Consider the following 17,056-nt stretch of genomic DNA (forward strand, 5'->3'; position numbering starts at 1 on the left):
AGTGCCGGCGCCTATCTGCCCTATGTCTGGATCAGCGCCCAGGCCACGCTCGATACCCCGCTCGGCACGGTGCGGCGACGGGACAGCACGTCGGGAATCGGCGACCTGACCCTGATCCCCGCCCTGCTGGCGTGGGAGTCCGGATTCTGGCAGTTCAATGCCTTGCTTCCTGTCTACGCGCCAACGGGCGAATACCAGGCCGGACGGATCGCCAATCCCGGCCTCAATTACTGGACCTTCGACCCCACGCTGGGCGCGTCCTACAACCACGACAAGATCGGTTTCAACGCGGCCCTGCATGGCGGCGTCTCCTTCAATACGGAAAACGGCGAGACCGACTATCGCAGCGGCTCGCTGGTTCATCTGGAGGCCAGCGTGCAGCAGCTTCTGCCGGTCGGGCCGGGATTCCTCGGGATTGGCGCCGAAGCCTTCTCTCTGGAGCAGATCACCGCCGATCGCGGATCCGGCGCCCGTCTGGGCGAGTTCAAGGGACGCACCGCCGGGATCGGCCCGGTGCTGAGCTACATCCTGCCGCGCGGCAAGCAGACCCTGGTCGCCGAGTTGCGCTGGCTGCCGGAGCTGGACGTGAGCCGTCGCCTCAAGGGCGATTACGTCTGGCTCAAGCTCGCGTATCAGTTCTGACAATACCAGACCCTCGACTGAACGATCGGAGACGACGATGAAGACACCCACGCTGAAGATGATGACGGCGGTGCTGACGGCCGCTGTCGTTTGGGCGGTTCCGCTCCAGGCCGAGAAGATCGCCCATCCCAAGGGCGGCGCCCCTGGAGAGTGGCGGCTGATCGGCACGACGCACGCCAACCACACGGCGGACCACGACGTGATCGTCGTCAAGGGGCCAGGCGACAACTTCCGCCGGATCAAATTCAAGGTGACGGACGCGCCCCTGAACATCCAGCGCATGGTCGTCACCTACGACAACGGCGCTCCGGACAAGATCGATGTGCGACAGAACATCCCCAAGGGCGGCGAGAGCCGCGCGATCGACCTGCGGGGCGTCGGCAAGCGCAGTCTCCGCAAGATCGAATTCTGGTATGACACCAAGGGTCTGCTGAACGGCAAGGCAGACGTCACCCTGTTCGGTATGAAGTGATTGAGCGCAGATTTCACTGACATGTTGAACCTCGACCTCGCCCAGATTTGCAGCGCGATCGCTTCTGACCTGGTGGTCAAAACGACCATTCTCGCCGATGCCCATTTAGGTCTCGACGCATTCGCGGACAAACACGGCCAAACCATTCTCGGCGACTTCATCCAAGCCGGCGAGGAGATCGATCTGGCGGAAGCCCGTGCCGCCGCTGCCGCACTGTGGCGGTATCTCCGGCTGATCCGGACCACGACGACCTCCCCACCGCAAGCGCCCGCGACACCATCAATGCAAGACCTGCGCCAGCAAGCCGAGGCCCGACTGGGGATGATGGATGCACCGGGAATGGACGCTGTCGCGCCGGATGCGACCGCGCAACTGGTCCACGACCTGCGCGTCCATCAGATCGAACTGGAGTTGCAGAACGAAGAACTGCGCCGCACCCAGGAGGCATTGGCGGTCTCGCACGCGCGTTATTTCGACCTCTACGACCTCGCCCCCGTCGGCTATGTGACCCTCAGCGAGGCGGGGCTGATCCAGGAGGCCAACCTGGCGGCGGCCACACTCCTGAACACGTCGCGCGGCAACCTGCTCCATCAATCGCTCAACCACTTCATCCTCCCTGATGATCAGGACGTCTTCTACCACTGCCGCCGGCAGCTCTGGGCCACCGGTGAGTCGCAGTCCTGTGAACTGCGTCTGTCAGACGTGAACGGCGAGCCGCGCTGGATCGGTCTGGAGACCAGCCTCATCCCGACGACCGACACGGCCCCCCCGCGCTGGCAGGCCATCCTGAGCGACATCAGCGTGCGCAAACGCAGCGAGCGCCTGATCGAGCACTTGCTGGGCGAGCAGACGGCGCTCCTTGAGAATCACATCGTCGGCATCGTCAAAATCAAAGACGATCGCATCGTTTGGGTAAACCTGACCTTCGCGACGATGTTTGGCTGCACCGTGAGCGATCTGATCGGACAGTCGACTCGTCGCGTTTATCAAAGTGATCAGGCGCTTGATGCCTTCATCCTCGACGCGGCGTCGGCGAAGTACAGCGGACGGATTTACCAAACCGAAATCGCCCAGCGTCGCCCCGACGGCACCCGCGGGTGGTACGAAAGCAGTTGGGGCTGGCTCGCGCCGGGCAGCGAGGAGGCAATCGGGGTGTTCATCGACATCACGCGCCGCAAGCAGATCGAAGCCGACCTCGAAGCGCATCGACGCCAATTGGAAGCGTTGGTCGACGCACGCACCGCCGCGCTCTCCATCGCCAAGGAGGCGGCGGAGGCGGCCAACCGGGCCAAGAGCACCTTCCTCGCCAACATGAGCCACGAGTTGCGCACGCCCATGAACGCCATCCTGGGCATGAATACGCTCGCCCTGCGCCGTGCCAGCGACCCCCGGCAGATCGACCAGTTGAACAAGGTCCGCCAGGCATCCCAGCATCTGCTCGCCGTGATCAACGACGTCCTCGACCTCTCCAAGATCGAGGCCGACCGACTCACCCTGGAACAGACGGCTTTCACGCTGGAGACGGTTTTGACGCACCAGACCGACCTGATCGGCCGGCTCGTCACCGAGAAGGCACTCGACCTGGTCATCGATGTCCCCGACGATCTGGCCTGCCGATCGCTCCAGGGCGATCCTCATCGTCTGGGGCAGATCCTGCTCAATCTAACCGGTAATGCGGTCAAATTTACGCCGCGGGGTTCAGTGACCGTGCGCGCTCGACTCGTCGAAGAGACCCTGACCGACGTGCTGCTGCGCATTGAAGTCCAGGATACGGGGGTCGGCATCGCGACCAAGGATCAGCCGCGACTCTTCACCCCCTTCGAGCAGGTGGACAGCTCGACGACCCGCCAGTATGGCGGCACGGGTCTCGGGCTGGCGCTCAGCCAGCGGCTGGCCCAGCGGATGGGCGGCGCCATGGGGATCGAGAGTCAGCTTGGGGTGGGCAGTACCTTCTGGTTCACCGCCCGGCTGGCCCTAGCCGATCGGCGACTGGCCCCGGCCGTGGCATCTCCCACGGTCACCCCGCTCGCCCAGCTCCGCGCCCATCATGCGGGTGCGCGCATCCTGCTCGCGGATGACGAACCCATCAATCAGATGATCACGCGGGAACTCCTGGAGGAGGCCGGCCTCGCGGTGGAGATTGCCGCCAACGGCGCGGAGGCGTTGGCGTTGGCGACGCGCGCCGACTACGACCTGATCCTGATGGACCTGCAAATGCCGGTGATGGATGGGCTCGAAGCGACGCAACGGATACGCCTGCTACCCAATGGCGCCACCCTTCCGATCCTTGCACTCACCGCCAATGCCTTCGTCGATGTCCAGGCGCGCTGCCTCGCGGCGGGCATGACCGACTTCATTACCAAGCCGGTCGATCCGGATGCCCTGGAGGCGATCGTGTTCAGCTATCTGGCCCAATCCAGCGACCTTGAACATTCCAATGCCCGGTCGTCGCCACCGTTCGAATAGAAACACTGGAACCGAGAAACACGCCCCGCACAAACAACCACCCCGGAGACGACAACCATGCCGATACCTCGATTCCGCGTGCCCACGGGCATCCTCCTGGCCCTGTTCGCCGTGACATCCGCGCAGGCGGCCCCGACCCAGACCGATGCCCCATCCACCGCCGGCTCCAAACCCAACATCGTCGTCATTCTGGCCGACGATCTCGGCAACGCCGACCTCGGCTATCGCGGCAGCGACATCCAAACGCCGAATATCGACGCGCTGGCCCAGGAGGGCGTGCGACTGGAGAACTTCCACGGCGAGCCGGTCTGCACCCCGGCGCGCGCCGCCTTGATGACCGGCCGCTACCCGATGCGCCAGGGTCTCCAAACGCTGGTGATCTTCCCCAATCACCGTTACGGTCTGCCCACCGACGAACGCACCCTGCCGCAGGCGCTCAAGGACGCGGGCTACGCGACCTACATGGTCGGCAAATGGCACCTCGGCCACGCCGACCAGAAATTCTGGCCGCAGAATCGCGGCTTCGATCACTTCTACGGCAATACCGTCGGCGAGGTCGACTACTTCACCCACAAGCGCTCCGGCATCCTCGACTGGCAGCGCAACGGCGAGTTCATCGATGAGGAAGGGTATTACCTGGACCTAATCGGCGACGAGGCGGTCAAGCTGATCGAGCATCAGGACAAGGACCAGCCGTTCCTGCTCTATTTCGCCTCGCTCGCGCCCCATGCGCCCTATCAGGCACCGAAGGCCATGGAGGACCGCTATGCCGCGACCATCGCCGACCCCACGCGCCGCACCTACGCGGCCATGATCACCTCGCTCGATGACCAGGTGGGGCGGATCGTCGACACGCTCGACAAGCGCGGGCTGCGCGAGAACACCCTGATCGTCTTCAGCAGCGACAACGGCGGACCCCGCAGCGCGGTGGTGGCCAGCGGCGCGCATTCCCCGGAGGAGCGTGCCGCCAGCGGGGTCAAGCAGGAGTCGCTGCCGGCCAGCAACGGCGAGCTGCGCGGCGGCAAGGGCAGTCTGCATGAGGGCGGCGTGCGCGTCCCGACCATCGTCAACTGGCCGGGCAAGCTTCAGCCGCGCGTCGTCGACGAGCCGCTGCACATGGTGGATATCATGCCCACCGCCCTGGCCCTGGCCGGCGCTCCGGCCAACCCGACCGACAAGCCGCTCGATGGCGTCGACCTCTGGGCGACGCTCGCTACCGGCCAAGGTTCGACGCACGACGACATCCTGGTGAACGTCGAGGCGTTTCGCGGCGCGGTCATCAAGGGCAAATGGAAGCTGGTCAAGATCGCCCTCCTGCCGGGCAAGACCGAGCTGTTCGACCTCAGCACCGATCCGGGCGAGAAGAACAACGTCGCCGAGCAGAATCCGGAGGTCGTCCGCGACCTGGAGCGCCGCCTGATCGCCTACGCCAGGCAGCAGAAACCGAGCGAGTGGATGAAGGCGCAGCCGGATTATCTGGGCGCGCAGGGGCAGACCCTGTTCGACCCGGACTTCGACATCGACGACGGTGGCATGCCGCACCTGAAACCGGCTCTGCCACAGCCCTGAGCCCCGAGGCGCCCGCCCAACGATCTCGGGCGGGCGCCGTCACCCTAGCCCCCGCCGGTCATTGGACCGGCCCCGCATCCACCGGAGGACGACGCATTGAAGAAGATCACCCTGATGACCATTACACTCGCTGCGGCGATGTGCGCCAATCTGGCCCTGGCCGGGGCGCTCGACCCGGACTGCACCCCGGAGAAGGCCGCCAAGGGCGCAGCCGCCAAGGCGACCGTCGGGGTCGGCGGACGCTGCTCGCCGACCGAGGCGGCCAAGGATTCGGCCAAGCGAGCGGCCGGTATCGAGGACAAGGGACCACGCAGCAAGCACGGCAATGACGAGACTGGCCTGATGAAAAAGGCCGCAAAATAACAACTGACAACTGGTAACTGGCAACTGACTGCCAAGAATAAGGAAACCTCACCATGCCCCTGATGACTCGTGCGCTAGCCGAATTGATCGGCACTTTCTGGTTGGTTCTCGGCGGCTGTGGCGCCGCTGTCTATGCCGCTGGTGTCCCGGAGGTGGGCATCGGTTATCTGGGCGTCGCCTTCGCCTTCGGTCTGACCGTGCTGACCATGGCCTATGCCATCGGTCATATCTCCGGCTGCCACCTGAATCCGGCGGTCTCGCTGGGCCTGGCGGTCGGCGGGCGTTTCCCCTTCGCCGATCTGCCGGTCTACATCATCGCCCAGGTGCTGGGCGCCATCGCCGCCGCTTTCCTGATCTGGTTCGTCGCCGCCGACATGGGACTGCACAAGGAGGGTCAGGCGACCTTTGCCCTGGCCGCTAACAGTCTGGCGGTGAACGGCTATGACCAGCTCTCGCCCCAGGGTTATGGCCTGGTCTCCGCGCTGGTCACCGAGATCGTCATGACCGCCATGTTCCTCTTCATCATCCTGGGCGTGACTGACAAGCGTGGCACCGCGGTCGCGGGCGGTCTGGCCATCGGTCTGGCCCTGACGCTGATCCACCTGATCTCGATTCCGGTCACCAATACCTCGGTCAATCCAGCGCGCAGCACCGGCCCGGCGCTGGCCCTGCTGACCGGCGGACAGGGTCTGGCGACCGCCCAGCTCTGGTTGTTCTGGGTCGGCCCCATGGTCGGCGCTACCCTGGCCGGACTCGTCTATCGCCTTTTCGAGACCAAGAACCCCGCCTGATTCTCCACGCCACCGAAACTGCGGTCGACGCGGTTTCGATCATTGATTCACAGACGAGGACTGAAACAGAATGACACTGCAACCAAAACGACGGATCGCACTGATGCTGGCCGGCCTCGCGCTGTCGGGCGTCGTGCTGGCGGAAGACCTGGAGTCCACGGTAGTCACGCCAACGGAAACGTCGGCCATTGACCCCGCGGCCATGCAGGCGCTCGAACGCATGGGCGCCTACCTGCGCGAACTCCCATCGTTCAACCTGCGCGCGGATGACGCGATCGACGAGGTGCTGGACTCCGGCCAGAAGATTCAGCTCACCAAAACCGTCGAGCTACAAGTCCGCAAACCCGACCGTCTGCACGCCGCCATCACGACCGACCGCAAGGCGCGCGAAATCTTCTTCGACGGCAAGCACTTCACGCTCCTGGCGCCCGAGACCCGCTATTTCGCGACGGTCGAGGCGCCTCCCACCATCGGCGAGATGCTGACCGCGGTCGAAACTCGCTATGGGATCGAATTCCCGCTGGTGGATCTTTTCCGGTGGGGCGAGGATGCGGAAGCGGCGGCGGACATCCAGGAGGCCATGTGGGTCGGCACGAGCAACCTCGCTGGCCAGATGGCGGACCACTACGCCTTCCGCCAGGACGAGATCGACTGGCAGATCTGGATTGCCCAGGGCGAGGCGCCTCTGCCGCTGCGCTATGTCATCACCACCAAGGATGAGCCGGGCGAGCCGCAGTACATGGCGAACCTGGCCTGGGACACCCAGGCCAAGCCCGCTGACGCGGTCTTTACCTTTACGCCAAGCAAGGATGACCACCCCATCGCGATCGTCGTCCAGGACGAAACCCCGGCCATGCAAGAGGGCGCCCCGAAATGAAACATCTGTCAAAGCACTCGGCCGTGTTGGCCACCCTGGCCGTTCTGTTCGTGGGCGTTGCACTGATCCCGCTGGATGCCTCGGCGGTTCGGGGCGGCGGCGGCCATGCCAGAACCTCGGTGCACCGAGGGGGCAGCGCCAATGTCCATCGCGGCGCCAACGTCAACCGCAATGCCAATGTGAACCGCTCTGCGAACGTCAACCGCAGCGCCAACGTGAACCGCAATGCGAACGTCAACGTCAACCGCAACGCCAACGTGAACGTCAATCGCCATGTCGACGTCGATGTCAATCGCCGCTGGAATCATCCCGTCGGTACGGCGGTGGCGATCGGCGCGACGGCGGCGGTGATCGGCTCGATCATCTATTCTCTGCCGCCCTCCTGCACCACGGTCTACTCCGGCGGCGTCACCTACCAGCAATGCGGCTCGACCTGGTACCAGCCGCGCTATTCCGGCAGCAGTGTTCAGTATGTCGTGGTGAATTCGCCGTATTGAAGGAGGCGCGGCGGAAACTCTCCGCCGCGGATGACCGGCTCGGAGCGCCTCGGCAAAGGGTCTAAAAGGCTCCAGCGACCCGGTCGGGTCAACGATCTTCGAGCCGTGCTTCAAACGGGTACGGCCTCCGGCGATACCCGGAGAGATTGGCCCGTCCATGGGATCGGCATCGTCAGTTTTCGAGGTGGTGGGTTGATTCATCGAGACTCGACATACTCGCGCAGCACCTGATCGATGCGTGTCTGCCAGCCTGGGCCGGTGGCCTTGAAATACTCCAAAACTTCGGGAGACAAACGGATGGAGATGGGCTGTTTCGTCACGGCCACCTTGAGGCGTCCCAGCGGGCGGAGCTGGACCATCTCCTCTTCGGAAAGCTCGCGAGTGTCTGGATCCGCGGAGATGCCTTTACGAATTCGTGCTTCTTCTTCTGGGCTCGGCAGGTCGAAGACCCGACCGGATTTAGATGTCACGTGCATAGTCTCGAACCTCTCTCGGGGTGGCCTTGCGCAAGCTGATGATGCGATACATCTCGCCTGCTTCCGTGAATACAAGGCAATAGAGCGCCCGGTCAATGGGAGCGAAGCCAATCCAGCGTTGCTCGCCATAGGATTCGCGGACGTCCTCGCAGGCCAGCATCAGAGCCCATTCCAGTTCAGCCGCCAATGCCAGCGAGATACCGTGATTGGCGATGTTCAGACGGTCCTTGGCGGGATCGAAGGTGATGTCCATGACCGTGACTGTATATACAGCGGTGTTCGGCGGCAAGCCCATTCCTGCGCCGACGCGCGTGAACGGATGAAGCGGGCGCATCGGCCGGGGTGGGTGCGCCTTCGAACACCTGGTCGTTCAGCTAAGAAGCTGTTTGGAAACCCCTGCGTCAAGCCAGTCAGTATGCGGAGAGCGGGGGTTTTGTCGAATGAATCGAGATTTTAGTCGATCCTATTAGCCAATCATGGGCTTAGGCAGAATATCCAAACAGCCTCTAAACACTAAACACGAGACACGAGACACGGAGAACGCGTCATGCGCCGACAGACCCTTACATTACGACTTGCCGTCCTCGGATTCACGCTCGGCCTCTCGGCGACCACGACCATCGCGGACCCTGTCGCCGTGCCCAACGACGGCTCGGTCCTTCCGTTTCCGCCGACGCCATCGGCCAGCGTCGCCGCCCCCACCCTCCAGGAGTCGAAGATGATCCGCCGGGTGGAGAAGAGCCATCTGCCGGCGGATGCACCCAATATCCTCATCATCCTGCTCGACGATGTGGGTTTCGGTCTGCCCGATACCTATGGCGGCCCCATCCACACGCCGACGCTCTCGCGCATCGCCAACGACGGCCTCAGCTACAACGCCTTCCACACCACGGCCATCTGTTCGCCGACCCGTGCCGCGCTGCTGACCGGGCGCAACCATCAGCGCGTGGGCTCGGGCACCATCGCCGAGCGCGCGGTGGACTGGGACGGCTATACCGGGGTGATTCCACGGACCGCCGCGACCTTGCCCAAGGTGCTGGGCGCTTACGGTTACAAGACCGCCGCCTTCGGCAAATGGCACAACACGCCAGCCACCGCGACCACGGCGATGGGACCTTTCACCCTCTGGCCGACCGGCGAGGGGATCGGGTTCGACTATTTTTACGGCTTCCTGGCCGGCGAGACCTCCCAATGGGAGCCGCGCCTGGTCGAGAACCTCAACCCGGTCGAGCCGCCCCATGATCCGACCTACCATCTGAGCGAGGATCTGGCGGACCAGGCCGTCGGCTGGCTGCGCAAGCACCGCGCCTACACCCCGGACAAGCCCTTTTTCCTCTACTGGGCGCCGGGTGCCGGACACGGACCGCACCACATCTTCAAAGAATGGGCGGACAAGTATGCAGGCCAGTTCGACGACGGCTGGGATGCCCTGCGCGAGCGCACCTTCGCGCGCCAGAAGGCGCTCGGTTGGATTCCGCCCGACACCCGGTTGACCCCGCGCGCCGCGTCCATGGCCGCCTGGGACAGCATCCCCGAGGCCGAGCGGCCCTTCCAGCGACGGCTGATGGAGGTCTTCGCCGGCTTTGTCGAGCACGCGGACGTGCAGGCTGGCCGGGTGATCGACGAGCTGGAGCGTCTCGGCATTCGCGACAACACGCTGGTCTTCTACGTCTTCGGCGACAACGGCGCGAGCGCCGAGGGTCAGAGCGGAACCATCAGCGAGCTGCTGGCGCAGAACGGCATCCCCAACACGCTCGATCAGCACTTGGCGGCGCTCGACCAGCTCGGCGGACTGGACGCGCTGGGCGGCCCCCAGATGGACAACATGGTCCACGCCGGCTGGGCCTGGGCGGGCGATACGCCCTTTCAGCACACCAAGCTGATCGCCTCCCACTTCGGCGGCACCCGCAATCCGCTGGCCATCTCCTGGCCGAAGGGCATCCAGCCCGACAAGACCCCGCGCCCCCAGTTCCACCACGTCAACGACATCGCCCCGACCATCTACGAGATCCTCGGGATCGCGCCGCCCCAGGTGGTGGATGGCTTCGCGCAGGATCCCATCGACGGCACCAGCCTCGCCTACAGCTTCGCCGACGCCAAGGCTCCGGGCCGCAAGCACAGCCAGTACTTCGACAACAACGGCAGTCGCGGCCTCTTCCAGGACGGCTGGTTCGCCGGCACCTTCGGACCGCTCACGCCCTGGCTCACGGTCAGTCCGGGGCTGGCGACCTGGGATTCCCGTCAGGATGTCTGGGAGCTGTATGACCTCAGGTCCGACTTCTCCCAGGCCGTGAACCTGGCCGACCGGGAACCCCAGCGTCTCGAAACCATGAAAGCGGACTTCCTCAAGGTCGCGGAAGAGAACAAGGCATTCCCCATCGGCGCCGGCATCTGGCTGCGGCTGCATCCCGAGGACCGCGTCAAGACCCCCTACAACCACTGGGAATTCGACGCCTCGACCACGCGCATGCCCGAGTTCACCGCGCCCGGCCTGGGTCGCGAGAGCACCCATGTGACCATCGATGCCGAGCTGGGCGAGCAGGCATCGGGCGTGCTCTATGCCCTGGGTGGCGCCTCCGGCGGCCTGACGCTCTACCTGGACCGGGGCCACCTGGTCTACGAGTACAACATGATGATCATCGAGCGCTACGGCGTCGCGACCGCCGACAAGCTCGCCCCCGGCAAGCATCGCATCGAAGTGGACACCACCATCGCCAAGCCGGGCGCGCCCGCCGAGGTGGTGATCTCGGTCGACGGCAGCGAAGTGACGCGCACCACCGTCGCGCGCACCGTCCCGGCCGCCTTCACCGCCAGCGAGACCTTCGACGTCGGAGTCGATCTGGGCTCGCCGGTGTCGCGCGACTACTTCGAGCGCCGGCCGTTCCGGTTCGACGGCAAGATCGCGCGGGTACTGGTCGAGGCGAGGTGATCCCATGACCGCCACGCTGCTCCTGCTGCTCAAGCTCGCCGTCGGCGCCATCATCCTCGCGATCGGGATGGACTCCACCCTGAAGGACTTGACCTACCTCTGGCGACGGCCGGCGCTCTTCCTGCGCTCGGTGCTGGCCATGTACCTGCTGGTGCCGCTGGCGGCCCTGGCGCTGGTCAAGATCCTGCCGCTGTCGCCGGGGGTCGAGGTTGGGCTCCTGGTGCTGGCGGTCTCGGCCGGCGCGCCGCTGCTGCCGCGCAAGCTGCTGCGCATCGGCGACGGGGCCTACATCTTCAGCCTGGTGGTGACCTCTTCGCTGCTCGCGATCATTCTGGTCCCCGCCTGGCTGGCGGCGCTCGGCCCGCAGTTCGGCGATCCGATTCAACTGCGGCCGGAGCGGGTGGCGCTGGTATTCGCCAAGTCCTTCTTCCTGCCGCTCGCGCTTGGAATGCTGATCCGCTGGCGCTTTCCAGCCGTGGCCGGGCGGATCGGCGATCACCTGATGCGCATCGGCGGACTGGTGCTGACGGGCTGCGCGGTCGCGCTCCTGATCCTGCACTGGGAGGTGCTGCTCGACGCCCATTGGTTTGGCGTCCTGACCCTGGCGGGCCTGGTGATCATCGCGCTGGCGATCGGCCATCTGCTCGGCGGTCCAGCCGAGGAGGACCGCACCGCGCTGGCGATCGCCTGCTCGACGCGGCACATCGGAATCGCCGTGCTGGTGGCGTCATCCGTTCCTGGCCCGCGCACCTCCGTCATCGTCGCGGTCTATATTCTGACCTCGGCCGCGATCTCGATTCCCTATTTACACTGGCGGCGCCGTGCCGTCGCAACCCTGGAGAAACCGCGAGGTTCACTATGAACAAGATTCTTGCCGCATCCTTACTCGCGATCTTCCTGTTCGTCGGGATGCTTGCCTTGTTGGAAATTGGCCGACGGCTCGGTCATCGGCGGCTGGCGAGCGACCCCGATGGTGCGCGGGCGGGCACTGGCGCAGTCGAGGGGGCGGTCTTTGCCCTGCTGGGACTGCTGATCGCCTTTACCTTCTCCGGCGCGGCCTCGCGCTTCGATACGCGCCGCGACTTGATCGTCCAAGAGACCAACGCCATCGGCACGGCCTACCTGCGGATCGATTTGCTGCCGGTGAACGCACAACCGGCCATGCGGGAGCATTTTCGGCAGTATCTGGATGCCAGGCTGGAGGTCTACCGCAAACTGCCCGATCTGCAGGCCGCGCGCTCGGAGCTGGCAAAGGCGTCGGCGTTACAGGGCGACATCTGGACTCAGGCGATCGCCGCGGGCCACCTGGAGGGAGCACTCCCCGACGCCACGAAATTGCTGCTGCCCGCCCTCAACGAGATGTTCGACATCACTACGACCCGCACCATGGCGGCACAACTGCACCCGCCGATCGTGGTCTATGGGATGCTGCTCGGATTGGCGCTGGCCAGCGCCCTGCTGGCGGGTTACGGCATGGCCGGCGGGCGGTCGCGCAACTGGCTGCACATCGTCAGTTTTCCGGCCGTCATGGCGATTGCGGTCTATGTCATCCTCGACATCGAGTATCCACGGCTCGGGTTGATCCAGGTCGATGCCTTCGACCAAGCCTTGGTGGAATTACGGGCGAACATGAAATGAGGCGACACTCCGTCTGAATACCAGAGTGAACCGCCCCGGTTTCTCACAGACTCCAACCTTGAGTGGATGGAGCCAAGAAGACAGCAACGACCTATTCCCCAGAAGTCCGCGAGCGCGCCGTCCACGGTCGGATACTTCCGCCGGTCCGTGGTCACGGCTACCGGCTGATCGTCGAACCATCCTTGGAGTGATCCGCAAGTGGATCTCTTTCGTCAGCCATGCGTCTAACCACCGACGTCGGACAGCCGGTTAATTCATGCTGTCATCTTTCGAATATTTGGTTCCCTGCACCGTTCCCTGCGCCATGAGACCCGTTTTGGTGAGTTGGTAGACCTTGATTCCCTCGGGCGCCTCCAGTTCGCCGCCGCCGCCCCCTTTGCCACTGGCGCGGGCGACAGCGGCCGTTTCACCGCCGAAGGTCCATCCCTTGTCCAGGAATTGTTTCAGCACATCGCGACGGGTGAAGATCAAGATGGTGCGGACGTCCTTGAAACCGACGCCGAGCCCGGCGCTCACTGAACTGACTTTCATGAAGGTGTCCTTGCCAGTCAGGTTATCGCGGACGATCCCACGCCCACCGCCGCCGCCGAGAAACAGCACCTGAGCGCTGACGACCCCAAAGACGCCGTATCCGGCCGCGGATCGGATCGCCTTGCGGGTTTGCGGAATTTCTCGATAAAGCTGTTCGAGCGTGTTTTGGCGCATCTTGCGCAGTTCAGTCCGCGCGTCCGCCTTGGTGTCCGACGCCATCGCGAGCGGCGCCATGATGGCCGAACAGAGCACAACGACCAGGATCAACAGTCGGTCAAGACGAGACATCCGCTTCCTCCCCCTTTTGCGTGAGACGACGGCCGAAATACTCGGTGAGCATGGGTCCAAGGATCGATGTCAGCACCATGAGCACGATGACGGCGTTCAGGACCGACTCGGTGATCAGTGAATCGCCATCGGCATTGACCGCCTCGAAGGCTGCCAGCGCGGCCGCGAGGGTCGCCGCGACCTGGGGCAACGACAGCGACCACATGGTCATGGCGGCCGGCCAATCATAGCCGAAGGGTCGACGAACCGTCGCAACGGCCAGGAACTTGCCGAGGAACAGGGCCGCCAGGATCGCCAGGACGAAAGACAGGCTATTGAGAAGCGTCGCGGCGAACACCGGCAGGTCAAGTTTGACGCCGATGCTGATGAAGAAGATCGGAATGAACAGCCCCTCGCCGATCAGGATGATCTTGTCCCGCACCGGCGACATGGCGAGCACCCGATTGACGGCGATTCCAGCGAGGAAGGCGCCGACGATGTCTTCGAGATGGATCAGGTGAGCGCCCGCCGCGGCCAGCATCAGGATGAGAAAGGTGAATGAGAAGAGACTGTTTTCGTCGTCGCGATGACGTCGGAAAAAGAGCCGGCCAAGGAGCGGAAGCCCTTGCAGGACGATAACGCTGTAGACCCCCAGGGCGAAGATCTGGGTCGCCAGACCCAACGGCGAGGACGTAAGGACCGAGCAGGATGCCGCCGAGCAGCAACGCAACCGGCGCCGGCAGCCGCAGGCGGTTTGCCAGCGATGGCAGCAGGAAGACCAGGAACATCACCAGCGTGAAGAGTTCGAGCGCGGATGCCTGCCGGAAATAGCCGAGAATGGCTCCGGGCGTCCAGAGACTGATCGCCGTGATCAAGGCGATGCTCAGCGCGGCGAAGAGCAGCCAACGTTTCAGAATCATGCGCATCATAAAAGCTCCACCGGTCGTCGCGATCAATGCGGTCCTGGATGTCAGCGGGGTTGGACCCTCCGCTGGTGACGATGAGTTTACAGGCGGTGCTGTCTAGCGGACAGCGGACACCCGCCGCACCGCTGCAATTCCTCACGTATACTCAAGCCCCACCCACTCACCTTCAGGGAGCGCCCGCCGGAGCCGGAAGAGGGCCAGGAAAGGTCCGTGAATCCGTGCGACACCACCCGCATTCCAACGCGCGACGATCAGATAGGAAATTTGCCATGACGAAGCCTGGTTTCACCCCGACCCTGATGCTGGCAGTGTTACTCATCACGCCCATCGCCGGCTGGACGCAGACCGCCCCGCCGGCCAAGCCGCCCAACATCGTTGTCATTTGGGGCGACGACATCGGCCAATCCGACGTCAGTGCCTACTCGATGGGCGTGATGGGCTTTCACACGCCCAACATCGACCGCGTGGCCAAGGAAGGCATGGTGTTCACCGATTACTACGCCGAGCAGAGTTGCACCGCCGGCCGGGCGTCGTTCATCACCGGCCAATCCGGCTTGCGCACCGGCTTGACCAAGGTCGGTTTGCCGGGCGCGACCGTCGGCTTGCAAAAGGAAGACCCGACGATTGCCGAGCTGCTGAAAGCGCAAGGCTATGCGACTGGCCAATTCGGCAAGAACCATCTGGGCGATCGCAACGAATATCTGCCGACCGTGCATGGTTTCGACGAGTTCTACGGCAACCTCTATCACCTCAACGCCGAAGAAGAGCCGGAGCTGCCGGACTACCCGAAAGATCCGGCATTCCTGGCAAAATTCGGTCCGCGTGGCGTATTGGACTGTAAGGCATCGGCCACCGACGATCAGACGGTGGATCCGCGTTTCGGCAAGGTCGGCAAACAGGTGTGCACGGACACCGGCCCCCTGACCAAGAAGCGGATGGAAACCATCGACGATGACGTCGCCGACCGCGCCGTGGACTTCATCCAGCGGCAAAACAAAGCCGGCAAGCCCGCCTTTGTCTGGGTGAACTTCTCCCACATGCACTTCCGCACCCACACCAAGCCAGAGAGCATTGGTCAGGCGGGGCGTTGGCAGAGCCCCTACCACGACACCATGATCGACCACGACAAGAATGTCGGCACGGTGCTCAAGGCACTGGATGACCTGGGCATCGCGGACAACACCTTCGTGATGTACAGCACCGACAATGGCCCGCATATGAACAGTTGGCCGGACGGCGCGATGACGCCCTTCCGGAACGAGAAGAACAGCAACTGGGAAGGGGCCTATCGGGTGCCGGCCATGGTGCGCTGGCCGGGCAAGATCAAGCCGGGCAGTGTCTCCAACGACATCATTTCCCACCTCGACTGGCTACCGACCTTTGCGGCCATGGCTGGCGACGCGCAGGTGAAGGATGCGCTGCTCCAAGGCGACCCGGTTGGCGACATGACCTATAAGGTGCATCTGGACGGCGACAACCTGGTTCCCTACCTGACTGGCCAGGTCGCGAAGAGTCCGCGAGAATCCTTCCTGTACGTCAACGACGATCAGCAATTGACTGGGCTGCGTTACGACAATTGGAAGTTTGTGTTCATGGAGCAGCGCGCCGAGGGAACCATGCGCGTCTGGTCGGAGCCCTTCACCAGCTTGCGGATTCCCAAGATCTTCAATCTCCGCACGGACCCTTACGAGCGCGCGGACATCACCTCGAACACCTACTACGACTGGCTACTGGATCATGCCTTCATGCTGGTCCCCGCACAGGCGTTTGTGGGCGATTTCCTGATGACCTTCAAGGACTATCCGCAGCGGCAGAAAGCGGCTGCCTTCAACATGGATGAAGTGCTGCAACAGCTCAAGGAAAGCAACGGGTCGAAGTAGCACCCATGCGGCGGGGCACGGCCGTGCGCGTGCCCCGCTTCTGATTCACCTTCAGGAGTCGATTGATGACAGGTTCGCCCGCGACCAGGCTGCTCGCGCTGCTGCTGTTCAGCAACGTCGCCGTTGCCGCCGACCCGCTGCCTTCCTGGAGCGACACCGCACCGAAGCAGGCCATCATCGCCTTCGCAGAGCAGCTACCGCCCGCCACCTACGCCGGCAGTCAATCCTGCGCGACCTGTCATCCGGTCGAGACGGAACGCTGGCGCGGCTCCGACCACGCCCGGGCGATGACGGAGGCGACCGAGGCGACGGTCCGGGGCGATTTCAATGACGTCACCTTCACCGCCCAAGGCGTTACCTCGCGGTTCTTTCGCCAGGACGGCCGGTATCGGGTCCGCACCGATGGCCCCGATGGACAACTGCACGATTACCCCATCCGCTACACCTTCGGCTGGTGGCCGCTCCAGCAATATCTGATCGAGTTCCCCGGCGGGCGTCTGCAAAGCCTCGGCATTGCCTGGGACAGCCGCACGCGGGAGGCCGGCGGTCAACGCTGGTATCACCTCTATCCGCATGAGCGCGTGGACCACAGCCATCGGCTGCACTGGACCGGCCGCGACCAGAATTGGAACTATCAGTGCGCGGAGTGCCATTCCACCAACCTGAAAAAGGGCTATGACCTGGCGACAGACAGTTTTCATTCCACCTGGTCGGACATGAATGTCGCCTGCG

Annotated in this window: 18 protein-coding genes; 14 read left to right on the forward strand and 4 right to left on the reverse strand. The window is 64.0% G+C overall.

What is annotated here, in order from left to right:
- The 8 genes from QZY07_RS09445 to QZY07_RS09480 all read left to right on the forward strand — a co-directional run.
- The coding region (locus QZY07_RS09445) for a transporter (RefSeq protein WP_295401868.1) at positions 1-642 on the forward strand (642 nt) is incomplete at its 5' end.
- A gap of 37 nt (positions 643-679) precedes the next feature.
- Positions 680-1,114: a hypothetical protein gene (locus QZY07_RS09450; RefSeq protein ID WP_295401870.1), complete on the forward strand. Its 435-nt coding sequence runs from the start codon at positions 680-682 to the stop codon at positions 1,112-1,114.
- Between the two features lie 21 nt (positions 1,115-1,135).
- The gene (locus QZY07_RS09455) at positions 1,136-3,580 is read left to right on the forward strand and encodes a PAS domain-containing hybrid sensor histidine kinase/response regulator (RefSeq protein WP_295401872.1); all 2,445 of its coding nucleotides are present in this window, start codon (positions 1,136-1,138) and stop codon (positions 3,578-3,580) included.
- A gap of 57 nt (positions 3,581-3,637) precedes the next feature.
- The gene (locus QZY07_RS09460; RefSeq protein WP_295401874.1) at positions 3,638-5,149 is read left to right on the forward strand and encodes an arylsulfatase; all 1,512 of its coding nucleotides are present in this window, start codon (positions 3,638-3,640) and stop codon (positions 5,147-5,149) included.
- A 96-nt stretch (positions 5,150-5,245) separates the two neighbouring features.
- On the forward strand, positions 5,246-5,512 hold the full coding sequence (locus tag QZY07_RS09465) for a hypothetical protein (protein ID WP_295401876.1): 267 nt from the start codon (positions 5,246-5,248) through the stop codon (positions 5,510-5,512).
- Positions 5,513-5,565: 53 nt separating this feature from the next.
- The gene (gene aqpZ / locus QZY07_RS09470) at positions 5,566-6,303 is read left to right on the forward strand and encodes an aquaporin Z (RefSeq protein ID WP_295401878.1); all 738 of its coding nucleotides are present in this window, start codon (positions 5,566-5,568) and stop codon (positions 6,301-6,303) included.
- Positions 6,304-6,373: 70 nt separating this feature from the next.
- Positions 6,374-7,180, forward strand: coding sequence for a DUF2092 domain-containing protein (locus tag QZY07_RS09475; RefSeq protein ID WP_295401880.1), 807 nt, complete (start codon positions 6,374-6,376; stop codon positions 7,178-7,180).
- 23 nt (positions 7,181-7,203) lie between these two features.
- On the forward strand, positions 7,204-7,677 hold the full coding sequence (locus QZY07_RS09480; protein ID WP_295401882.1) for a hypothetical protein: 474 nt from the start codon (positions 7,204-7,206) through the stop codon (positions 7,675-7,677).
- A gap of 197 nt (positions 7,678-7,874) precedes the next feature.
- Here QZY07_RS09480 and QZY07_RS09485 read toward each other — a convergent pair whose 3' ends face one another.
- Together QZY07_RS09485 and QZY07_RS09490 are read right to left on the reverse strand one after the other, a co-directional pair.
- A complete protein-coding gene (locus tag QZY07_RS09485) occupies positions 7,875-8,153 on the reverse strand; it encodes a BrnA antitoxin family protein (protein ID WP_295401884.1) in 279 nt (92 codons plus the stop codon).
- A complete protein-coding gene (locus QZY07_RS09490; RefSeq protein ID WP_295401901.1) occupies positions 8,137-8,406 on the reverse strand; it encodes a BrnT family toxin in 270 nt (89 codons plus the stop codon). The genes QZY07_RS09485 and QZY07_RS09490 overlap by 17 nt, the downstream gene beginning before the upstream one ends.
- Before the next feature lie 294 nt (positions 8,407-8,700).
- On the opposite strand from QZY07_RS09490, the gene QZY07_RS09495 reads away from it, so the two are divergent.
- Genes QZY07_RS09495 through QZY07_RS09505 form a run of 3 tightly spaced genes read left to right on the forward strand, consistent with a single transcriptional unit; the run spans position 8,701 to position 12,720 of the window.
- Positions 8,701-11,082, forward strand: coding sequence for an arylsulfatase (locus QZY07_RS09495; RefSeq protein WP_295401886.1), 2,382 nt, complete (start codon positions 8,701-8,703; stop codon positions 11,080-11,082).
- A gap of 4 nt (positions 11,083-11,086) precedes the next feature.
- Positions 11,087-11,944 carry a hypothetical protein gene (locus QZY07_RS09500; RefSeq protein WP_295401888.1) on the forward strand — a complete coding sequence of 286 codons (858 nt, stop codon included), beginning with the start codon at positions 11,087-11,089 and terminating at the stop codon, positions 11,942-11,944.
- Positions 11,941-12,720 carry a DUF4239 domain-containing protein gene (locus QZY07_RS09505; RefSeq protein ID WP_295401890.1) on the forward strand — a complete coding sequence of 260 codons (780 nt, stop codon included), beginning with the start codon at positions 11,941-11,943 and terminating at the stop codon, positions 12,718-12,720. The genes QZY07_RS09500 and QZY07_RS09505 overlap by 4 nt, the downstream gene beginning before the upstream one ends.
- A gap of 249 nt (positions 12,721-12,969) precedes the next feature.
- Here QZY07_RS09505 and QZY07_RS09510 read toward each other — a convergent pair whose 3' ends face one another.
- Both QZY07_RS09510 and QZY07_RS09515 read right to left on the reverse strand, forming a co-directional pair.
- Positions 12,970-13,485 (reverse strand): YSC84-related protein, encoded by a 516-nt coding sequence (locus QZY07_RS09510; RefSeq protein ID WP_295401892.1) that lies wholly within the window; start codon positions 13,483-13,485, stop codon positions 12,970-12,972.
- 40 nt (positions 13,486-13,525) lie between these two features.
- Entirely contained in the window at positions 13,526-14,200 is a 675-nt protein-coding gene (locus QZY07_RS09515; protein ID WP_295401894.1) for a cation:proton antiporter, read from the reverse strand.
- Between the two features lie 155 nt (positions 14,201-14,355).
- On the opposite strand from QZY07_RS09515, the gene QZY07_RS09520 reads away from it, so the two are divergent.
- From QZY07_RS09520 to QZY07_RS09530, 3 genes are all read left to right on the forward strand, one after another.
- Positions 14,356-14,544 carry a hypothetical protein gene (locus tag QZY07_RS09520; RefSeq protein WP_295401896.1) on the forward strand — a complete coding sequence of 63 codons (189 nt, stop codon included), beginning with the start codon at positions 14,356-14,358 and terminating at the stop codon, positions 14,542-14,544.
- 169 nt (positions 14,545-14,713) lie between these two features.
- Entirely contained in the window at positions 14,714-16,324 is a 1,611-nt protein-coding gene (locus QZY07_RS09525; RefSeq protein WP_295401897.1) for an arylsulfatase, read from the forward strand.
- A gap of 65 nt (positions 16,325-16,389) precedes the next feature.
- On the forward strand, positions 16,390-17,056 hold a 667-nt coding region (locus QZY07_RS09530; RefSeq protein ID WP_295401899.1), incomplete at its 3' end, for a multiheme c-type cytochrome.

This window comes from uncultured Thiocystis sp. (genome assembly GCF_903866365.1).
Lineage (GTDB): Bacteria > Pseudomonadota > Gammaproteobacteria > Chromatiales > Chromatiaceae > Chromatium.